The 15,273-nt window shown below is 73.8% G+C and carries 12 protein-coding genes; 4 read left to right on the top strand and 8 right to left on the bottom strand.

Annotation, left to right across the window (positions count from 1 at the left end; genetic code table 11):
• Nucleotides 1–9: 9 nt before the first annotated feature.
• Together AMK26_RS05360 and AMK26_RS05355 are read right to left on the bottom strand one after the other, a co-directional pair.
• Nucleotides 10–630 carry a TetR/AcrR family transcriptional regulator gene (locus AMK26_RS05360; RefSeq protein ID WP_073752411.1) on the bottom strand — a complete coding sequence of 207 codons (621 nt, stop codon included), beginning with the start codon at nucleotides 628–630 and terminating at the stop codon, nucleotides 10–12.
• Between the two features lie 15 nt (nucleotides 631–645).
• Nucleotides 646–1,431, bottom strand: coding sequence for an SDR family oxidoreductase (locus AMK26_RS05355; protein WP_073752409.1), 786 nt, complete (start codon nucleotides 1,429–1,431; stop codon nucleotides 646–648).
• 45 nt (nucleotides 1,432–1,476) lie between these two features.
• Between AMK26_RS05355 and AMK26_RS05350 the strand changes: the two genes are divergently transcribed.
• Both AMK26_RS05350 and AMK26_RS05345 read left to right on the top strand, forming a co-directional pair.
• Nucleotides 1,477–2,595 (top strand): acyl-CoA dehydrogenase family protein, encoded by a 1,119-nt coding sequence (locus AMK26_RS05350; protein WP_073752407.1) that lies wholly within the window; start codon nucleotides 1,477–1,479, stop codon nucleotides 2,593–2,595.
• Nucleotides 2,595–3,614, top strand: coding sequence for an acyl-CoA dehydrogenase family protein (locus AMK26_RS05345; RefSeq protein WP_073752405.1), 1,020 nt, complete (start codon nucleotides 2,595–2,597; stop codon nucleotides 3,612–3,614). Before AMK26_RS05350 ends, AMK26_RS05345 begins: the two co-directional genes overlap by 1 nt.
• Before the next feature lie 56 nt (nucleotides 3,615–3,670).
• Here the strand turns inward: AMK26_RS05345 and AMK26_RS05340 are convergent, their stop codons facing one another.
• Both AMK26_RS05340 and AMK26_RS05335 read right to left on the bottom strand, forming a co-directional pair.
• Nucleotides 3,671–4,153, bottom strand: a complete 483-nt coding sequence (locus tag AMK26_RS05340) for a hypothetical protein (protein WP_073752403.1) — start codon at nucleotides 4,151–4,153, stop codon at nucleotides 3,671–3,673.
• Between the two features lie 74 nt (nucleotides 4,154–4,227).
• Nucleotides 4,228–5,130: a hypothetical protein gene (locus AMK26_RS05335; RefSeq protein WP_073752402.1), complete on the bottom strand. Its 903-nt coding sequence runs from the start codon at nucleotides 5,128–5,130 to the stop codon at nucleotides 4,228–4,230.
• 147 nt (nucleotides 5,131–5,277) lie between these two features.
• On the opposite strand from AMK26_RS05335, the gene AMK26_RS05330 reads away from it, so the two are divergent.
• Both AMK26_RS05330 and AMK26_RS05325 read left to right on the top strand, forming a co-directional pair.
• The gene (locus AMK26_RS05330) at nucleotides 5,278–6,039 is read left to right on the top strand and encodes a serine/threonine protein kinase (protein WP_073752400.1); all 762 of its coding nucleotides are present in this window, start codon (nucleotides 5,278–5,280) and stop codon (nucleotides 6,037–6,039) included.
• A 19-nt stretch (nucleotides 6,040–6,058) separates the two neighbouring features.
• Entirely contained in the window at nucleotides 6,059–7,603 is a 1,545-nt protein-coding gene (locus AMK26_RS05325; protein ID WP_073752398.1) for a serine/threonine-protein kinase, read from the top strand.
• 6 nt (nucleotides 7,604–7,609) lie between these two features.
• Here AMK26_RS05325 and AMK26_RS05320 read toward each other — a convergent pair whose 3' ends face one another.
• From AMK26_RS05320 to AMK26_RS05305, 4 genes are all read right to left on the bottom strand, one after another.
• Nucleotides 7,610–8,035, bottom strand: a complete 426-nt coding sequence (locus tag AMK26_RS05320; RefSeq protein WP_073752396.1) for a hypothetical protein — start codon at nucleotides 8,033–8,035, stop codon at nucleotides 7,610–7,612.
• A 95-nt stretch (nucleotides 8,036–8,130) separates the two neighbouring features.
• Nucleotides 8,131–8,688, bottom strand: coding sequence for a HutD/Ves family protein (locus tag AMK26_RS05315; RefSeq protein WP_073752394.1), 558 nt, complete (start codon nucleotides 8,686–8,688; stop codon nucleotides 8,131–8,133).
• On the bottom strand, nucleotides 8,685–9,401 hold the full coding sequence (locus AMK26_RS05310; protein WP_073752392.1) for a vWA domain-containing protein: 717 nt from the start codon (nucleotides 9,399–9,401) through the stop codon (nucleotides 8,685–8,687). Before AMK26_RS05310 ends, AMK26_RS05315 begins: the two co-directional genes overlap by 4 nt.
• Before the next feature lie 23 nt (nucleotides 9,402–9,424).
• Nucleotides 9,425–15,253 (bottom strand): TIR domain-containing protein, encoded by a 5,829-nt coding sequence (locus tag AMK26_RS05305; RefSeq protein WP_073752390.1) that lies wholly within the window; start codon nucleotides 15,251–15,253, stop codon nucleotides 9,425–9,427.
• Between the last annotated feature and the right edge of the window lie 20 nt (nucleotides 15,254–15,273).

Raw genomic sequence — 15,273 nt, 5'->3', positions numbered from 1 at the left:
AACACTCCTCTACGTTCGTACGGCGATACCGTCCAGCACCATCGACAGGTACTGGCGGGCGATCTCCTCCGGGCTGTGCAGGCCCCCCGGCCGGTACCAGGACGCCGCCACCCACACCGTGTCGCGCACGAAGCGGTAGGTGAGCCGGACGTCCAGGTCGGCGCGGAAGACCTTGGCGGCGACGCCGCGCTCCAGCGTCCCGAGCCAGGCCTTCTCGAACTTCACCTGGGAGTCGGAGAGGTACTGGAAGCGCGGCTGGGTGGCGAGGTGGCGCCACTCCTTCTGGTAGATGGCGACGGCGGCACGGTGGCGGTCGATCTCCCGGAACGATTCGGTGACCAGCGCCTCGATGGTCTCGCGCGGCCCGAGCCCGGCGGCGAGGACGGTGTCGTACCCGGCCCACAGTTCGTCGAGGAAGTCGGACAGGATCTCGTCGACCATCGATTCCTTGGAGTCGAAGTGGTAGTAGAGGCTGCCGGCGAGCATGCCGGCCTCGTCGGCGATCTTCCGTACGGTGGTGGCGTTGTACCCATGGGCGGCGAACACCTCCGCCGCCGTGGCGAGGAGTTCGGCGCGCCGCTCGGGCGCGGGGGTGGTCACCTGGGGCTTCTTCTGGTTCGGCTTCGGCACGGGGACATTGTCGGCCTACGCGCGCTGGCTGCTGACGGGCACGGTCTCGCCGGTCATGTACGAGGCGTAGCCACTGGCCAGGAAGACGATGACGTTGGCGACCTCCCAGGGCTCGGCGTACCGCCCGAACGCCTCGCGCGCGGTCAGCTCCTTCAGCAGTTCGGCGGAGGTGACCTTCACCAGGTGCGGGTGCATCGCCAGGCTCGGCGCGACGGCGTTGACGCGGACGCCGTACGGGGCGGCTTCGAGCGCCGCGCAGCGGGTGAGCGCCATGACGCCCGCCTTGGCGGCGGCGTAGTGGGCCTGCCCGGCCTGGGCGCGCCAGCCGACGACGGAGGCGTTGTTGACGACGACACCGCCGCCCGGCCGCTGGTCGCGCAGGAGCCTCAGCGCGGCCCGCGTGCACCGGAACGTGCCGTTCAGGGTCACGTCGAGGACCCGGGCCCACTGCTCGTCGGTCATGTCGGCGAGGTGCGCGGTGCCGCCGAGGCCGGCGTTGTTGACGATCACGTCGAGGCGGCCGTGGAGCCGTACCGCTTCCGCGAACAGAGCCTGGACCTGGGCCTCGTCGGTGACGTCGCAGGGCTGGGCGGCGACGGCGGGTGCCCCGAACTCCTCCGCGAGCGCCCGCTCGGTCTCCTTCAGGCGGCGGGTGTGCGCGTCGCTGATCAGCACGCGTGCGCCCTCCTCCAGGAAGCGGCGTGCGGTGGCGCCGCCGATCCCGGCTCCGGCGGCGGCGGTGATGACGGCGGTACGCCCGGTCAGGAGGCCGTGCCCGGCCACGTACTCGACGCTGTTCATGGCCGTACGCTAACCTGCCAAACGCTTGTTAGGGAAGGGAGCGCCATGGAGGAGTCCCTCACCGCTTTCCGCGCGGAGGCCCACGCCTGGCTGGCCTCGCACGTGCCACCCGAGCCGCTGCCGTCCCTGGAGACGGCGGAGGGCTTCGCGGCCCACCGCGCCTGGGAGGCGCAGCTGCACACGGGCGGCTGGTCGGTCGTCAACTGGCCCGAGCGGTACGGCGGCCGGGGCGTCGGCCTCGGCCACTGGCTGGCCTTCGAGGAGGAGTACTGGGCGGCGGGCGCGCCCGGCCGCGTCTCGCAGAACGGCATCAGCCTCCTCGCCCCGACCCTCTTCGACCACGGCACGGAGGAGCAGCGGGCCCGGGTCCTGCCGCCCATGGCGAGCGGCCGGACGGTGTGGGCCCAGGCGTGGTCCGAGCCCGAGGCCGGCTCCGACCTCGCCTCCTTGCGCTCCCGGGCGGTGCGCACGGACGGCGGCTGGCTGCTGTACGGGCAGAAGACCTGGTCGTCGCGGGCCGCGTTCGCCGACCGGGCGTTCGGGATCTTCCGTACGGACCCGGCGGCGGCCCGGCCGCACCAGGGCCTGACGTACCTGATGTTCGGGCTGCGGGAGCCGGGCGTGACCGTGCGGCCGATCGCGCGGCTGGACGGCAGGCCGGCGTTCGCCGAACTGTTCCTGGACGGGGTGTTCGTACCGGACGAGGACGTGATCGGCGCGCCCGGCGACGGCTGGCGGATCGCGATGTCGGCGACCGGCAACGAGCGCGGCCTGATGCTCCGCTCCCCCGGCCGCTTCCTGGCGGCCGCCGACCGGCTCGTGCGGCTGTGGCGGGAGCGCGGGCAGGACCCGGCCGTGCGCGACCGGGTGGCGGACGCGGTGATCGGGGCGCGGGCGTACCAGCTGTTCACTGAGCTCGCCGCGGCCGGCGGCCCGGGGATGGGCGCGGAGTCCAGCCTGAACAAGGTCTTCTGGTCCGAGTACGACATCGCTCTGCACGAGACGGCGCTCGAACTGCTCGGCCCCGAGGCGGAGTTCGGCGACACCGGCTGGGCCGAGGGGTACACCTTCGCGCTGGCCGGGCCGATCTACGCCGGGACGAACGAGATCCAGCGGGACATCATCGCCGAGCGGCTGCTCGGCCTGCCGAAGGGCCGCCGCTGATGCGCCAGTGCCTGACGGACGAGCAGCGGGACTTCGCCCGGTCGCTGGACGCGATGCTGACCGCCTCGGACACCCCGTCGGCGGTACGGGCCTGGGCGGCCGGGGACCCGGCCGCGGGGCGTGCGCTGTGGGCGCGGCTCGCGGAGGCCGGGGTGTTCGCCCTGGCCGTGCCGGAGGCGTACGAGGGCGGCCTGGGCGTCCTGCCGCTGGAGGTGGCCCTGGCGTTCGTGGAGCTGGGGCGGCACGCGGTGCCCGGCCCGGTGGTGGAGACGGTCGCGGTGGCGGCGCTGCTGGACCGGCTCGGGGACGGCGCCGCCAAGCGGTTCCTTCCGCCCCTCGCGGCGGGCGAGCTGACGGCCACGCTGGCGATGAGCGCCGCGTCGCACACGCCGGGCCCGGGCTCGCCCACGGGCCGGATGGACGCGTACGCGCTCGACGCCGACACCGCCGGCCTGGTCCTGGTCGTCGCCGGCGACGAGCTGCGGGTGGCGCCCGGGCACGGTCCGGTGCGGGTGAGTGCTGATCCGGCACGGCGGCTCGCGCGGCCCGCGCTCGGCGGGGAGGTGATCGCGGCGGGGCCGCACGTGGCGGAGGCGGCACGGTACGCGGCGCGGTGGGCGGCGCTGGCGACAGCCGCGCAGGCGCTGGGCGCCGGGTACGCGCTGCTGGACCGGACGGTGGCGTACGTGAAGCAGCGCACGCAGTTCGGGGCGGCGATCGGCTCGTTCCAGGCCGTCAAGCACCGGCTGGCGGACACGCTGCTGGCGCTGGAGTTCGCCCGGCCGCTGCTGTACGGAGCGGCGGTCTCCCTCCGTACCTCCGAGGTCGCGGCCGCGAAGGTGGCGGCCGGGGAGGCGGCGTACGGGGCCGCCCGCACCGCGCTCCAGCTGCACGGCGCGGTCGGCTACACCGAGGAGCTGGACCTGGCGCTCTGGCTCCGCAAGGCGCGCCCGCTGCGGGACGCGTGGGGCACGCCCGCGTGGTGCCGGGAGCAGGTGCTGGCCGAGCCGCACGGCTAGGCCACGCGGACGGCCCGCCGAGGGGGAGGCAGGCCGTCGGTGCGGGAGGGGGACGGTCAGGTGAGCCAGCTGCCCGCGGCACACCCGGAGGCGTTCACCCAGCGGTGGGAGCCGATGTTGTTGAGGACCAGGCCACCGTTGTTGGTGTAGTAGTTGTCGGACAGGTCGTCGGCGTACAGCTCGTACGGCGAGAGGCAGACGTAGCCGTACTCGTAGCGGTAGCCGCTGGTGCGGTAGAAGGCGACGACGTCCAGGTTGCCGACGTAGCCGCTGTTCATCACGGACTTGGGCTGGGCGTACTCCGTCCCCGTGAAGGCGCCGGAGCTGTCGCCCCAGGCGTAGTCGTCGCCCGGGGTCGCCCCCAGCAGGTTGCCCGTGCAGTCGTAGCCGTTCCAGGCGCGGACCAGTCCGTCACGGCCGTGCTGGTTCCACTCGTAGTCGCAGTAGGCGCCCTGGGGCGCCGCCTGGGCGGAGGTGGGGACCGCGACACCGAGGACCGCCAGGCCCATGGCTGCCAGGGCTGTGCCCAACTTGCGCATCGTTCACTCCTTTTGTCTGCCTCGTCGGAGGCATGCCGGACCACGGCGACGACCGTGGGCGTGTGTGGGCGCGCTCAGGCGCGGGGTGCGACGAGCTTCGTGGCGTGGGCCAGCGCCCGGAGCCGCAGCCGGTCGTACGTGTCGAGCGCCTCGCCGTACTGGCCGCGCAGCGCGTTGACGTACTCGGTCTCCAGCTCCTTGCCGACGACCCGCAGACGGGTGTCCCTGGTGCAGGCCGCGTCGGCGACGGCGAGTTTCCGCTCGGCTTCGAAGGCGAGGGCGTGCGCCGCCTGGCGGGCCTCGGCCGGGTCCCGGTACGGGTGGCCGGCCCGTTTCATGCACTGCGACCATTTCGTGAGGGCCGCGGTGAAGCGCTCGTCGGCCATGGCCTTGGGGACGTAGAGCGGCTGGAGGCTCATGGCGGTCTTCTCCGCCCGGAACCAGGCCTTGGGGTCCCCGTACAACTGCTTCTCGGACTCGGCCACGCAGCCGCCCACCCGCTTGCGGACCGTTCCGCCGCTGGGCAGCTCGGCCGTCAGCTCGGGTGCGTCGACCCCTTCGTCCAGGGCCTTGTCGTACGCCGTGCGGCGCTGGGCCGGGAGGCCTTGGCGGTAGGCGACGTTGGGGTTGGCGCGCTTGGCCTGTTCGTGTTTCGCCCGGATGCGGCTGCCGTAGCCGTGCTCACGGGCCCAGGCGACGTCGTCGGACACATAGCCGAACGTGCGGCTCTCCTCCAGGCTCAGCCGCTCGGCCTCGTGGTACGTGAAGCCCTTGCGGGCCATGCAGTCCTTGATCAGCCGCTGCTGGGCGTCGGAGACGCGGAGCTGTTCGGCCTCGGTGAGCGGCCGCGGACGGTCTGTTGCCGCGGTGACGGCCGCGTCGCGCGGGTGCTGAGTGTCGCTCGCGCACCCCGTCACCAGGGTCGCCACGACGGTGGCCAGCACTGCCGCGGCGACCCCGGCGAACGTCCGCTTCATACCGATGCTCCCCCGTTGCTTCGGTACCTCTCTCCTACGGGTCCGACATTAGGACCGGGGCGGCCACGCCGGTCCTGACGGATGTCAGGACCGGCGTGGCCGGAGGTGGTGCGCCCGTGGGTGGGCAGTCGCTATTGTCATGCCCCCGTGACGACCGTGACTGTCCAGCTGCCCGAACCGGCTCGCCGGTACCCGGACGAGCCGCCCGGAAGGCCCCGCCTCCTCCATATGAGCCCCGGTCAGAGCGCCGACTTCGGGAGGGGTACGCCAGGGGCTCCGCTCCCCATTCCCCTCGACGACCCCGGCGTCTCCCGGTACGCCGGGCAGATCACCGCCACCGAGGACTACTGGCGGCTGTCCAACCACAGCGAGGGCGCGACCTACGTCGTCGAGAACATGGAAGGCGCCGGTGAGCACATCAAGGTCGCGCCCGGCCGGATCGGCGCACCCGTGCCGTTCGAGCTGTCGCGGGTGATCCTGCCCGCGGCCGAGGGCTCGGTGGAGTTCAAGGTGTTCGCGCCGCAGCACACGTACCGGGAACCGGGCAGCGACCCCACCGCCGGAGAACCGACCACCACGCCCTTCTCCCTGGACCCCACGTCCAAGTACTTCCTGGTGCTGCTCGCCCTGTGCGAGCCGAGGCTGCGCTCCCCGTCGGACGCGGCCGTACCGGGCGTCGGTGAGGTCGTCGAACGGCTGCGGCCCCTGCCGTCCTGCGCCGGCCTGACCCGGTCGGCCGTCAACTACCACATCGACTATCTCGTCACGGCCAAACTCCGGTTGCGCGAGGACACCGACGAGCCGGCCGCGGGTGGCGCCAAGCGGAGCCGGCTCGTCTCCCTGGCGCTCCGCTTCGACCTCGTACGCGAAGAGCACCTGCGCCTGCTCCCCCCACCCGTCAGACGCTGAACCGAAAGGCCCATCGAGGATGGACCCACACCGCAACGCCCCCGGCCTCGGCCTCCCCGAGGGGTACCGGATCGCCGACTGGGCCGTCACGGCCCTGCTCGGCTCCGGCAGCTGGGGCACCGTCTACGCCGCCGAACGGGCCGGCGGCACGGCGCCGGGCCCCGGAGTCGCCGTGAAGCTGCTCCGTACCGACCTGCTCAGCCCCGGGCAGCGGGCCTCCATGGAGGAACTCATCCGCCAGGAGGTGCGGTTCAGCAGCGAGGCGAAGCACCCGAACCTGGTGCGCACCCACGACGTGGTCACCCTCCGCGACCCCGACCGGCCCGACCTCGACGGGGTGACGGCGCTGGTCATGGACCGGGCGGAGCGCAGCCTGCACGACCTGATCACGGCCGGCGAGCAGGGCGCCCCTGTCCCCGGCGCCGAGCGCATCCTCTGCGGGGTCGCCGCCGGGCTGGCCCACATGCACGCCCGTGGCTGGGTCCACGCGGACCTGAAGCCCGCCAACATCCTGCTCGGCCCGGACGACGCCGTCCGCCTCGCCGACTTCGGGCTCACCGTGGAGCTCGACGGCACCCACGCGTACATCCCGCCGCTGGGCTCCCTCGACCACGTACCGCCCGAGTGGTGGTCCGAGCGGACCGGCATCCGCGGCACCACCGTCCGGCAGACGGCCGACATCTGGGCCTTCGGCGTCCTCGCCCACCAGGTGCTGACCGGCGGCCTCCACCCCTTCCCGGGCGGCACCGCGCGGGCCCGCGCCCTCGCCGCGCAGGCCTACGCCGGCGGGTCGGCGCAGCTGCGCCTCGACGACGCGCTGCGGCCTGAGTGGCGGGAGCTGATCGGTGCCTGCCTCGCCCCGGACCACGCCTCGCGGGCGGCGCTCGGCGCGGAGGAGCTGGCCCGGCGCGTGCGGGACCTCCACGAGGGTGCGCGTACCCGGCCGCGCCTCCGGCGTACGGCGCTGCTGCTGGGGACCGGTCTCGGGCTGGCCGCCGTCACGGCCGCCACGCTGACCCTGCTGCCCGACGGGACGTCCGACGGCAAGGGCGCCGCTCCGTCCGCGAAGCCCGCCGCGAGGACCTCACCCGCGTCCGGGCCGCCCGGGGCGATTCCGGCGGACTCGGACGTACCGGTCGCCCTGCGCGCGACCATCACCGACGCCGCCAAGCGCTGCACGGACCCCGAGGTCACACCGGCGTTCCTCGCCGCCATGCTCAAGGCCGAGAGCGGCTTCGACCCGCGGGCCTCCCGGCCCTCGGCGGGGGAGTACGGCATCGCCATGTGGACGCCGTCGGTGTTCCAGGCATGGGCCGTGGACGGCGACGGGGACGGGGACAAGGACCACATGTCACCTCCCGACGCCATCGCGACCATGGCCGTGTTCGTGTGCTGGCTCGACCAGCGGTTCAAGGACAACGGGCTGCACGACAACCTGCACGCGCTGATGGCCGCCGGCTACCGCACCAGCGACAAGACCGTGATCGAGGCCCGCGGCGTACCGGAGCGCACCCGCCCGCACGTGGACAAGGTGCTCCGATACCTGGAGGAGTACACGCGCTGACAGGTGTCAGAACCCGTAGTAGGGGTTGGCGGCGATGTACCGGGTCTCGCAGTGGTCGGGCGCTGCGGCGCCCCGGCGGCACAGGGTCATCGTGAGGTTTCTGATGCCGCTCGCGTCGGTGGCCCGGAGGTTGCGGAAGTCGGCGGTCGTGCCGCAGCCGCCGGTGTTGTGCTTGTCGCCCAGCGAGAGGGTGTTGCCGGAGCCGGTGCGGATGGTGAGGGTGGCGTAGAGGGACTTGTCGTCGCACGTCTGGTCGGCGACGGCGAGCGTTCCGTTGTGGAAGGAGTTCCGGTCGACCCAGGTCACTTGGATCCGGGTGCGGTCTCCCCAGCTGGCGGTGATGTCGCCGCTGGAGGTGGTTGCCCAGCCCTGCCCGGCGGCTGTCAGGGTGAGCGCGGTGGTGGTGGCGACGACGAAACCTGCACGGCGCATGTGAATGTCTCCTGTCCGGTGGCCGGCCCCGAGGTGCAGCCCTACCCGCCGGACGCGCCCGGTCACGAACGGGCGGGCACGATCACACGGCCGGGTCAGCCCGTCCGGCGTAGCGTGACGACCGCCGCGTGCCCGTCGGTACGCAGGTCCACCGCGGGCTCGTCGCACAACACCGCGTCGTACCGCCCCAGTTGCGTGCCGGCCACCTCCGCCGGGCCGTCCAGGGCGACGACGAGCACCGTGGCGTCCGCCGCGACCGCGACGGGCAGCCCGCCCCGTACGACCGCGACCGACGCCGTGACCGGGCCCCGCCGGTGCATCACGTTCAGGTTGACGACCGGTCCGGCGAGGAGCCGCCCGTGGGTGGCGACCTCGCCGGGGAAGGGCCGGGGGGCGTACCGCTCCGCGAGCAGGTGCCGTCGGGCGACCGTGAGGCCCATGCCCGTGCCGTCGACGACGGTCAGGATCCGCTCCGTACCGGGGAAGGCGGAGAACGGCCCGTCCGCGCCGACGTCCGCGAGGCTCACCCGCCAGTCGAAGCCGTCCACACCGGAGCCCTCCGGCCAGGCGGCGATCTCGCGGGTGACGCCGCCGCCGTTCTTCCACGGCACCGCCGTCCGGTCGGCCGCCCGCAGCACGCGCGGCGCGCTCATCGGACGATGCCCTGGGCGCGGGCGGCGGCGAGCCAGCCGGGGAACTCGGCGACCAGCCGGTCGTACAGCTCGGCGTCCGGGACGCGGCGCGGGTCGGCGCCCGCGTGGAAGAAGCCCGCGTTGTCGACGCACCGCTTGGCGGGGACGGCCAGCTCGTCGAGCTTGCGCAGGAACTCGAACTGGCGGCTGCCCGGGTCGCCGAAGCCGATGAACTGCCAGAACAGCGGCAGTTTGGCGGCCCTGCACAGGTAGCGCTCGGCGGCGAGCTTGTTGATCGGGCCGCCGTCCGTCTGGAAGACGACGAAGGCCGGGGCGGTGGCACCGCTGTCCAGGTAGTGGTCGATGACCGCGTCCATGGCCAGGTGGTAGCTGGTCCTGCCCATGTGGCCGAGCCCCGCCACGATCCTGTCTATCCGCCCCTGGTGGTTCGCGAGGGAGATCTCGGTCTCGGCGTCGATGTCCGTGGAGAAGAAGACGACCGGCACGCGCCCGTCGTCGTCGAGGTTGGCCGACAGGCCCAGCACCCGGTCGGCCAGCGCCTGGACGCTGCCGTCCTGGTAGTACGGCTTCATCGACCCCGAGTAGTCGATGACCAGGTAGACCGCGGCGCGCTCGCCGCTCAGCCCGTGCTTGCGCAGCGACACACCCGCGCTCTTGTAGAGGCTGACCAGGGCCGGGGCCGTCTCTTCCATCTTCCGCAGGCTGATCGGCATACGGGGAGACTATGCGATGACCGTCACAGCTCCTCCCCGAGCGGCAGGCGGCGCACGCCCGGCAGGAACTCGTCCAACTCCCCCGGCTGGAACCGGTACATGCCCACCACGTGCCAGAACTCGCCCGCCATGTCCCCCTCGTACTTGTAGCCCCCGGACGGGGTCAGCGCCGCCCAGCCGCCCGGTACGCCGATGAGCGTGGCCCGCGGCGACGGCTCACCGCCCTCCAGCGGCAGGTTCCACAGGCGTACCGTCCCGTCCTCCGCGCCGCTCGCCAGCGCCGTACCGTCCGGGCTGAACGCCACCGACAGGACGCGGCCGGTGTGGCCGGTCAGTTCCGCGAGCCGCGCGCCGCTGTCGGCGTTCCACAGGACGACGGTCCGGTTGTCGCCGGCGGCGGCGAGGACCGGGCGTGCGGGGTGCGCGGCGACCGTCCACAGTTTGCCGCCGCCCGCTCGCAGCCGCAGCCGGGGTTCGCCGTCGCGCCAGACAATGGCGGTGCCGTCCCAGGAGGCGCTGGCGAGCCAGGCGTCGCCGGGCCCGAAGGCGACGCCGTACACCCGGTCCTCGTGGCCGGACAGCTCGGCCAGCAGCCGCCCCTCGCGCGCCTCCCAGAGCCGTACGAAGCTGTCGTCGCAGCCGCTGGCGAGGACATCGCTGTCGGCGCGGAAGGCGATGGAGCGGACCCGGCCGCGGTGCCGGTCGAGGGTGGCGATGCGGGCGCCGGTGGAGCGGTACCAGAGGCGGACGGTGTCGTCGTCGTTGGCGGTGGCCAGCAGGTCGCCCGCGTGGTTGAACGCCTGGGCCCAGATGTGCTCGGTCTCGGCGTCCAGCTCGCGCAGGAACTCGCCGTCCTGGTTCCACAGGTAGACCCCGCCGTCGTTGCTGGCGGTGCCGAGGACGGGCCGGGCGGGGCTGAAGGCGGCGGAGACGAGCCGGTCGCCGCGCCCGGTGAGCTCCTGGGTGCGGGAGCCGGTGCGGGTGTCCCAGAGGCGTACCGCCCCGTCGCTGCCGCAGGAGGCGAGGCGGGTGCCGTCGGCGCTGAACGCCACGCCGCTGACGCGCCGGCCGTGGCCGCGCAGGATGCGCTTGCCCTGGCCGGTGGCGGCCTCCCAGATCTGGGCGCCTCCGTCGTTGCCGACGGTCAGCAGCTGCGGCTCGTGCGGGTGGAAGGCGCACGCCCAGGCGGAGCCCCGGTGCGGGGTGGGGCGGCGGGCGTGGAGGGTGACGACGTGGCCCTGGTGAGGGGTGCTGGTGACGGTCCACAGCCGGACCGTGCCGTCGCTGTCGCAGCCGGCGAGGAGTGTGCCGTCCGGGCTGAACAGGACCTGGTAGAGCGCGCCGGGGCAGCGTTCCAGGCTGCCGAGCGGGGTGCCGACGGCCGGGTCCCACAGCCGGACCTGCCCGTCGGTGCAGCCGCTGACCAGCAGCCGCCCGCCGGGGTGGAAGTCGAGGGTGTAGACGCGGCCGGTGTGGCCGGTGAACTCCTGCCTCGGCCGACCGTCGGCCGCGTGCCAGACGCGGACGCCCCCGCCCTGGTCGCCGGTGGCGATCAGGGTGCCGTCGGGGCTGTACCGCGCCCGGTAGACGGCTCCTTGGTGGCCGGGCAGTTCACGCTCGCAGGCCCCGGTCGCGAGGCACCACATCCGTACGTCGGCGGCGGCGTCGCCCGTGACGAGGGTGCGCCCGTCGGGGCTGAAGACGGCGGTGTAGACGGGCGCGAGGTGGCCGGGCAGCCGGTGCACGGGTTCGCCGCCGGCCACGTCCCACACGGTGACCAGGCCCTCGGCGTCCCCGGTTGCGAGCCGTGTGCCGTCGGCGCTGAGGGCGACCGGCCACACCCCGTCGGGGTGGACGGTCAGGCGGTGGCGGCAGGCGCCGGATACGGGGTCCCAGAGGCGTACGACGCCGTCGGAGCCGCCGCTGGCGATGACGCCGGGGCCGTGCTTGACGGCGTACACACGTCCCTCGTGCCCTTGGAGGGTGCGCAGGGCGCGGCCGCCCGCGGTGTCGCAGACGAGGATGCCGCCGTCCTCGCTGCCGACGAGGAGGAGTTCGCCGTCCGGGCTGTAGGCGATGGGTTCGGGCAGCCGGCTGGTGCGCATGCCGTAGCCGTAGGGCACGCCGACGGAGGAGGGGCGGAACCCGGCGTCGACGGGCATGCCGGGGGCGAGGGCGGCGGTGCGCAGTTCGGGTGCGGCGCGGGTGGTGTCGTCGATGACGGGGTCGATGAGGGCGGCGCGGTGCCAGCGGCTGCGGGTGAGGCGGGTGTCGCGCAGGTCGGTGCGGGTGAGGCGGGCGCGGCGGAGGTCGGCGTCGGTGAGGTTCGCGCCGCGCAGGTTCGCCCGGTCGAGGCGGGCGCCGACGAGGCGGGCGCCGGTGAGGTCGGCCTGCTGGAGGTCGGCGCCGACGAGGCGGGCGTCGGTGAGGTCGGCGCCGGTGAGGTCGACGCCGGAGAAGTCGCGGTGGGAGAGGTCCTCGCCGGCGAGGCGGGCGCCGCGCAGATCGGCGTGGGCGGGTACGCGGAGCCGGTCGCCGATGCGGACGGCGTTGGCGCGGGCGGTCTCGCTCACCCCCGTACGGCTGCCGTCGAGTGTGTCGCGCACCCAGCGGACGCACAGCTCGTGGTCGGCGAGGTCGCAGAGGAACTCGACGGCGAGGCGGCTGAGGGGGCGGGCGTGGAGGAGTCCGTACTGGCCGCGGTCTAGGCGGCGGGCGGCCTCGCGGGCGATCAGCCACTCACCGACGGAGCCGTGGATGAAGTGGAACAGGCCGTCGTCGGTGCGTACGAGGAGGCTGCCGGCGCCGATGGCGTGGCCGAGTTCCTGGGTGGAGCGGGGTGTTTCGGTGAGGCGGCTGAGGGTGCCGGCGACGGCGTCGGTGAGTTCGTCCAGGCGCAGCGCGGTGCGGCCGGACTCCCACAGGCGCTGGGCGAGGGCGGTGACCGCGGCCCACAGTTCGGTGAGGGTGAGGCCGGGCGGGGAGCCGGGACCCTTGCGGCCGCGGTCGGCCTCGTACTGGAGCCAGGAGGTGAAGACGTCCTCGTAAAGGCGGGCGGGGCTGAGCGCGCGGCCGGCTCCGGCGACGGCGCGCAGCCGTTCGGTGCCGAGCTGGGCGACAAAGGACAGCAGGCGGGGGTTGCGGCACAGGGCGAGCAGGTCGGGGATGTTGCTCAGGAGCTGGTAGCGGCGGTCGGCGGCCTCCTCGTCGCCGTACGTCTTGACGAGGTAGGAGCGGATCTGGTCGGGGGTGAAGCCCTGGACGGACAGGATGCGGCGCTGCGGCAGCAGGCCGACGCGCTCGCCGAGGGCGGTGAGGACCTGTTCGTGGGACTTGAAGTGCTGGGTGCGGCTGGAGACGACGATCTTGGCGTTGTCCACGGCGGCGTCGAGGAGGACCTGGAGGTGGTCGGCGGCGCGGTCGTAGCTGACACGGTTGACGAGTTCGTCGAAGCCGTCGAAGAGGAGGACGACGCGGCCCTGGGCGAGCATGTAGCGCAGCGCGCGCAGGTCGATGGTGTCGACTCCGTTGCCGGCGAGGTGGGCGGCGACGAGCCCTTCGAGGCTGTGGGCGCGGTCGAGGGTGTTGAGCGGGATGAGCAGCGGAGTGAGGTGCGGGAGTTCTTCGGGGATGCGGCGGGCGAGCTCGCGCAGTGCGAAGGTCTTGCCGTGGCCGAAGTCGCCGAGGAGGAGGACGAACCGGCCGTGGTCGGCCTCCAGCAGCTCCAGCAGGTCCTCGACGAGGTTGTCGTGCTCGGCGCCGGGGTCGCCCTCGGGGCGGTCGGCGTCGCGGTAGCGCTGAGGGAGGTAGCGGACGGGGGCGTAGCTGTCGCTGGCGAGGAGGCGGCCGGTCTGGGCGGTGACGTAGCCGCGCAGGTCGAGCAGGCCCTGGAATTCGAGGAAGCTGCGAATGCGGATGCCGTGGCGGACGGCCCGGTCGCGTAAGGCCTGGTCGGGGGTGGGGCCGTCGTGGACGAGCTCCGCTTCGACGCCGGGGCCGGTGGCGTGGAGTTGTTCGGCGAACCGGTCGAGCTGGTCGTCGGTGGGGGTGCCGGGGTGGACGGCGATCCGCAGCTGCCGTACGACGCCCTCCTCGCGCCAGGTCACCATGAGCTGCGCCATGTCGCCGGGGGTGCGGCGCGGCACGTCGCGCAGCCGTACGCCGTCGCGGCGGGCCAGGCACACTTCCTTGACGCGCTCGGTGAGCGAGTCGGGGGGCTCGTCGAACGGGGCGTGGTCGTGGACGGGTTCGGGGTCCGCGCCGGTGACGGGGACGTCGGCGGCGGGGAAGATCCGGGCGGCGCGAGGCCAGGTGCCGGGGAACGTCTCGGGGCCGGTGCGGCCGCGGTCGTACCAGCGGGTGATGCCGTCGGCGGCGATGCGCAGCAGCTGGAAGCGGGCGGGGGCGGCGGCGCCGAGGACGGGCAGGCCGGCGGTGGGGTCGGCGCCGGTGCCCGGCAGGCGGGTGTGGCTGGGGACGGTGCCGGTGGTGCGGGGACCGCCGGTGGGGCCGTGCAGGAGCAGGTGGAGGCGGGGCGCGGCGAGTTCGGTGAGGGTGGCGGCGTCGTCGAGGGCGCCGGGGCCGCCGTCGGCGTCGCCGGGGCGGGTGGTGTGGGTGAGGGGGTGGCGCAGTGCGCCGATCCGGAGCCAGCCCTCCTCCTCGTACCGGCGCAGCGCCTCGGCGAACCAGGCGGCCTGGTCGCGGCCGATGTGGCCGTACTGGTCCTCCAGGCGGTGGCTGTAGGCGACGGAGGAGTTGAACCCGGCGACGACGGTGTTCAGTTCGGGCACGGGGAACAGCGTCCAGGGCTGGTCGGCGTCGAAGACGGTGTCCAGGCCGTGGTAGAAGCCGCGGAACAGCCGGGTGTAGTGGCGCCACTTGGGCCAGTACGGGGGCTGCGGGGCGACCTCGTCGGCCTCGCAGGTGTGGAAGTAGGCGCGGCACGCGGCCTGGTTGACGTCCTGGGCGCCGGGGACGATGACGACGCGCTGCGGCGGCAGGTCGAGCAGGGAGCGTACGGAGGTGAGGAAGGCGAGGGCCTGGTCGCATTCGCGGGGGCTGCCGGAGGCGGTGAGGTCGCCGGTGACGACGAGCAGGTCGGGGGCGGGCGCGCCGCTGTCGCGCAGCACGATGAGGTCACCGCGGATCTCGCGGCGCAGCGCCTCCGGTTCGCGGCCGCGCCCGAAGTCGGGGCCGGCGAGGTGGAGGACGGTGACGGCGTCCTGGGCGGCGGCGCTGTGCGGGCCCAGCGGGTAGCGGGGTGCCTTCTGGGGGCGTCTGCGGCCGGCCCAGCCGGGGCCGCCGATCCACCGCTGGGCGGGCAGGTGGGTCTCGGGGGCGACGGGCCGGCCGGTGGTGCGGGCGGTGGCCGCGTCGCCGGGGTAGCCGGGGCGGCGGGCGGGGCGGGCGTGGCCGTCGAGGGCCTGTTCGACGCGGGCGAGGAGGAGGGAGCGGGCGGCCGCGCCGTCGTGGACGCCGACGAGGTCGACGTACGTGATGGTCGCGAGCAGCCCCTCCACGGGGATGTCGTCGACGCGGACGGTGAGCAGGCGCCGTTCCGGTGTCTCGGGGTCGGCGCGCAGGGCGGCGGTCCACTCCATGCGGCCGTAGGTGGAGCGTTCGTAGTGGCGGGAGAGGACGGCGATGACGGCAGCGGACTCGCTGACGCCGCGGTCCATGAAGTCGATGAAGTTGCTGCCCGGTACGAAGTCCCAGGCTTGGACGACGGTGCGGTATCCGGCCTCTTCCAGGGTCCAGGCTATCCAGGACGCCCAGGCCTCGTCGGCCGGTGAGTAGCTGATGAAGAAGTCCAACTCGGCTGCGCGCTGCCCCGCTTCGTCGACCCTCGGCATGTGTCCACATTAGGCCGGGC

It is taken from the genome of Streptomyces sp. CB03234 (assembly GCF_001905885.1).
GTDB lineage: Bacteria > Actinomycetota > Actinomycetes > Streptomycetales > Streptomycetaceae > Streptomyces.
This window is presented reverse-complemented; position numbering and strand designations above follow the sequence as displayed.

What these genes read in the sequence shown, in the direction of transcription:
- AMK26_RS05355 (WP_073752409.1), bottom strand. Translation starts at nt 1,431, where the DNA reads ATGAACAGCGTCGAGTACGTGGCCGGGCACGGCCTCCTGACCGGGCGT.
- AMK26_RS05350 (WP_073752407.1), top strand. Translation starts at nt 1,477, where the DNA reads ATGGAGGAGTCCCTCACCGCTTTCCGCGCGGAGGCCCACGCCTGGCTG.
- AMK26_RS05345 (WP_073752405.1), top strand. Translation starts at nt 2,595, where the DNA reads ATGCGCCAGTGCCTGACGGACGAGCAGCGGGACTTCGCCCGGTCGCTG.
- AMK26_RS05340 (WP_073752403.1), bottom strand. Translation starts at nt 4,153, where the DNA reads ATGCGCAAGTTGGGCACAGCCCTGGCAGCCATGGGCCTGGCGGTCCTC.
- AMK26_RS05335 (WP_073752402.1), bottom strand. Translation starts at nt 5,130, where the DNA reads ATGAAGCGGACGTTCGCCGGGGTCGCCGCGGCAGTGCTGGCCACCGTC.
- AMK26_RS05325 (WP_073752398.1), top strand. Translation starts at nt 6,059, where the DNA reads ATGGACCCACACCGCAACGCCCCCGGCCTCGGCCTCCCCGAGGGGTAC.
- AMK26_RS05320 (WP_073752396.1), bottom strand. Translation starts at nt 8,035, where the DNA reads ATGCGCCGTGCAGGTTTCGTCGTCGCCACCACCACCGCGCTCACCCTG.
- AMK26_RS05315 (WP_073752394.1), bottom strand. Translation starts at nt 8,688, where the DNA reads ATGAGCGCGCCGCGCGTGCTGCGGGCGGCCGACCGGACGGCGGTGCCG.
- AMK26_RS05310 (WP_073752392.1), bottom strand. Translation starts at nt 9,401, where the DNA reads ATGCCGATCAGCCTGCGGAAGATGGAAGAGACGGCCCCGGCCCTGGTC.
- AMK26_RS05305 (WP_073752390.1), bottom strand. Translation starts at nt 15,253, where the DNA reads ATGCCGAGGGTCGACGAAGCGGGGCAGCGCGCAGCCGAGTTGGACTTC.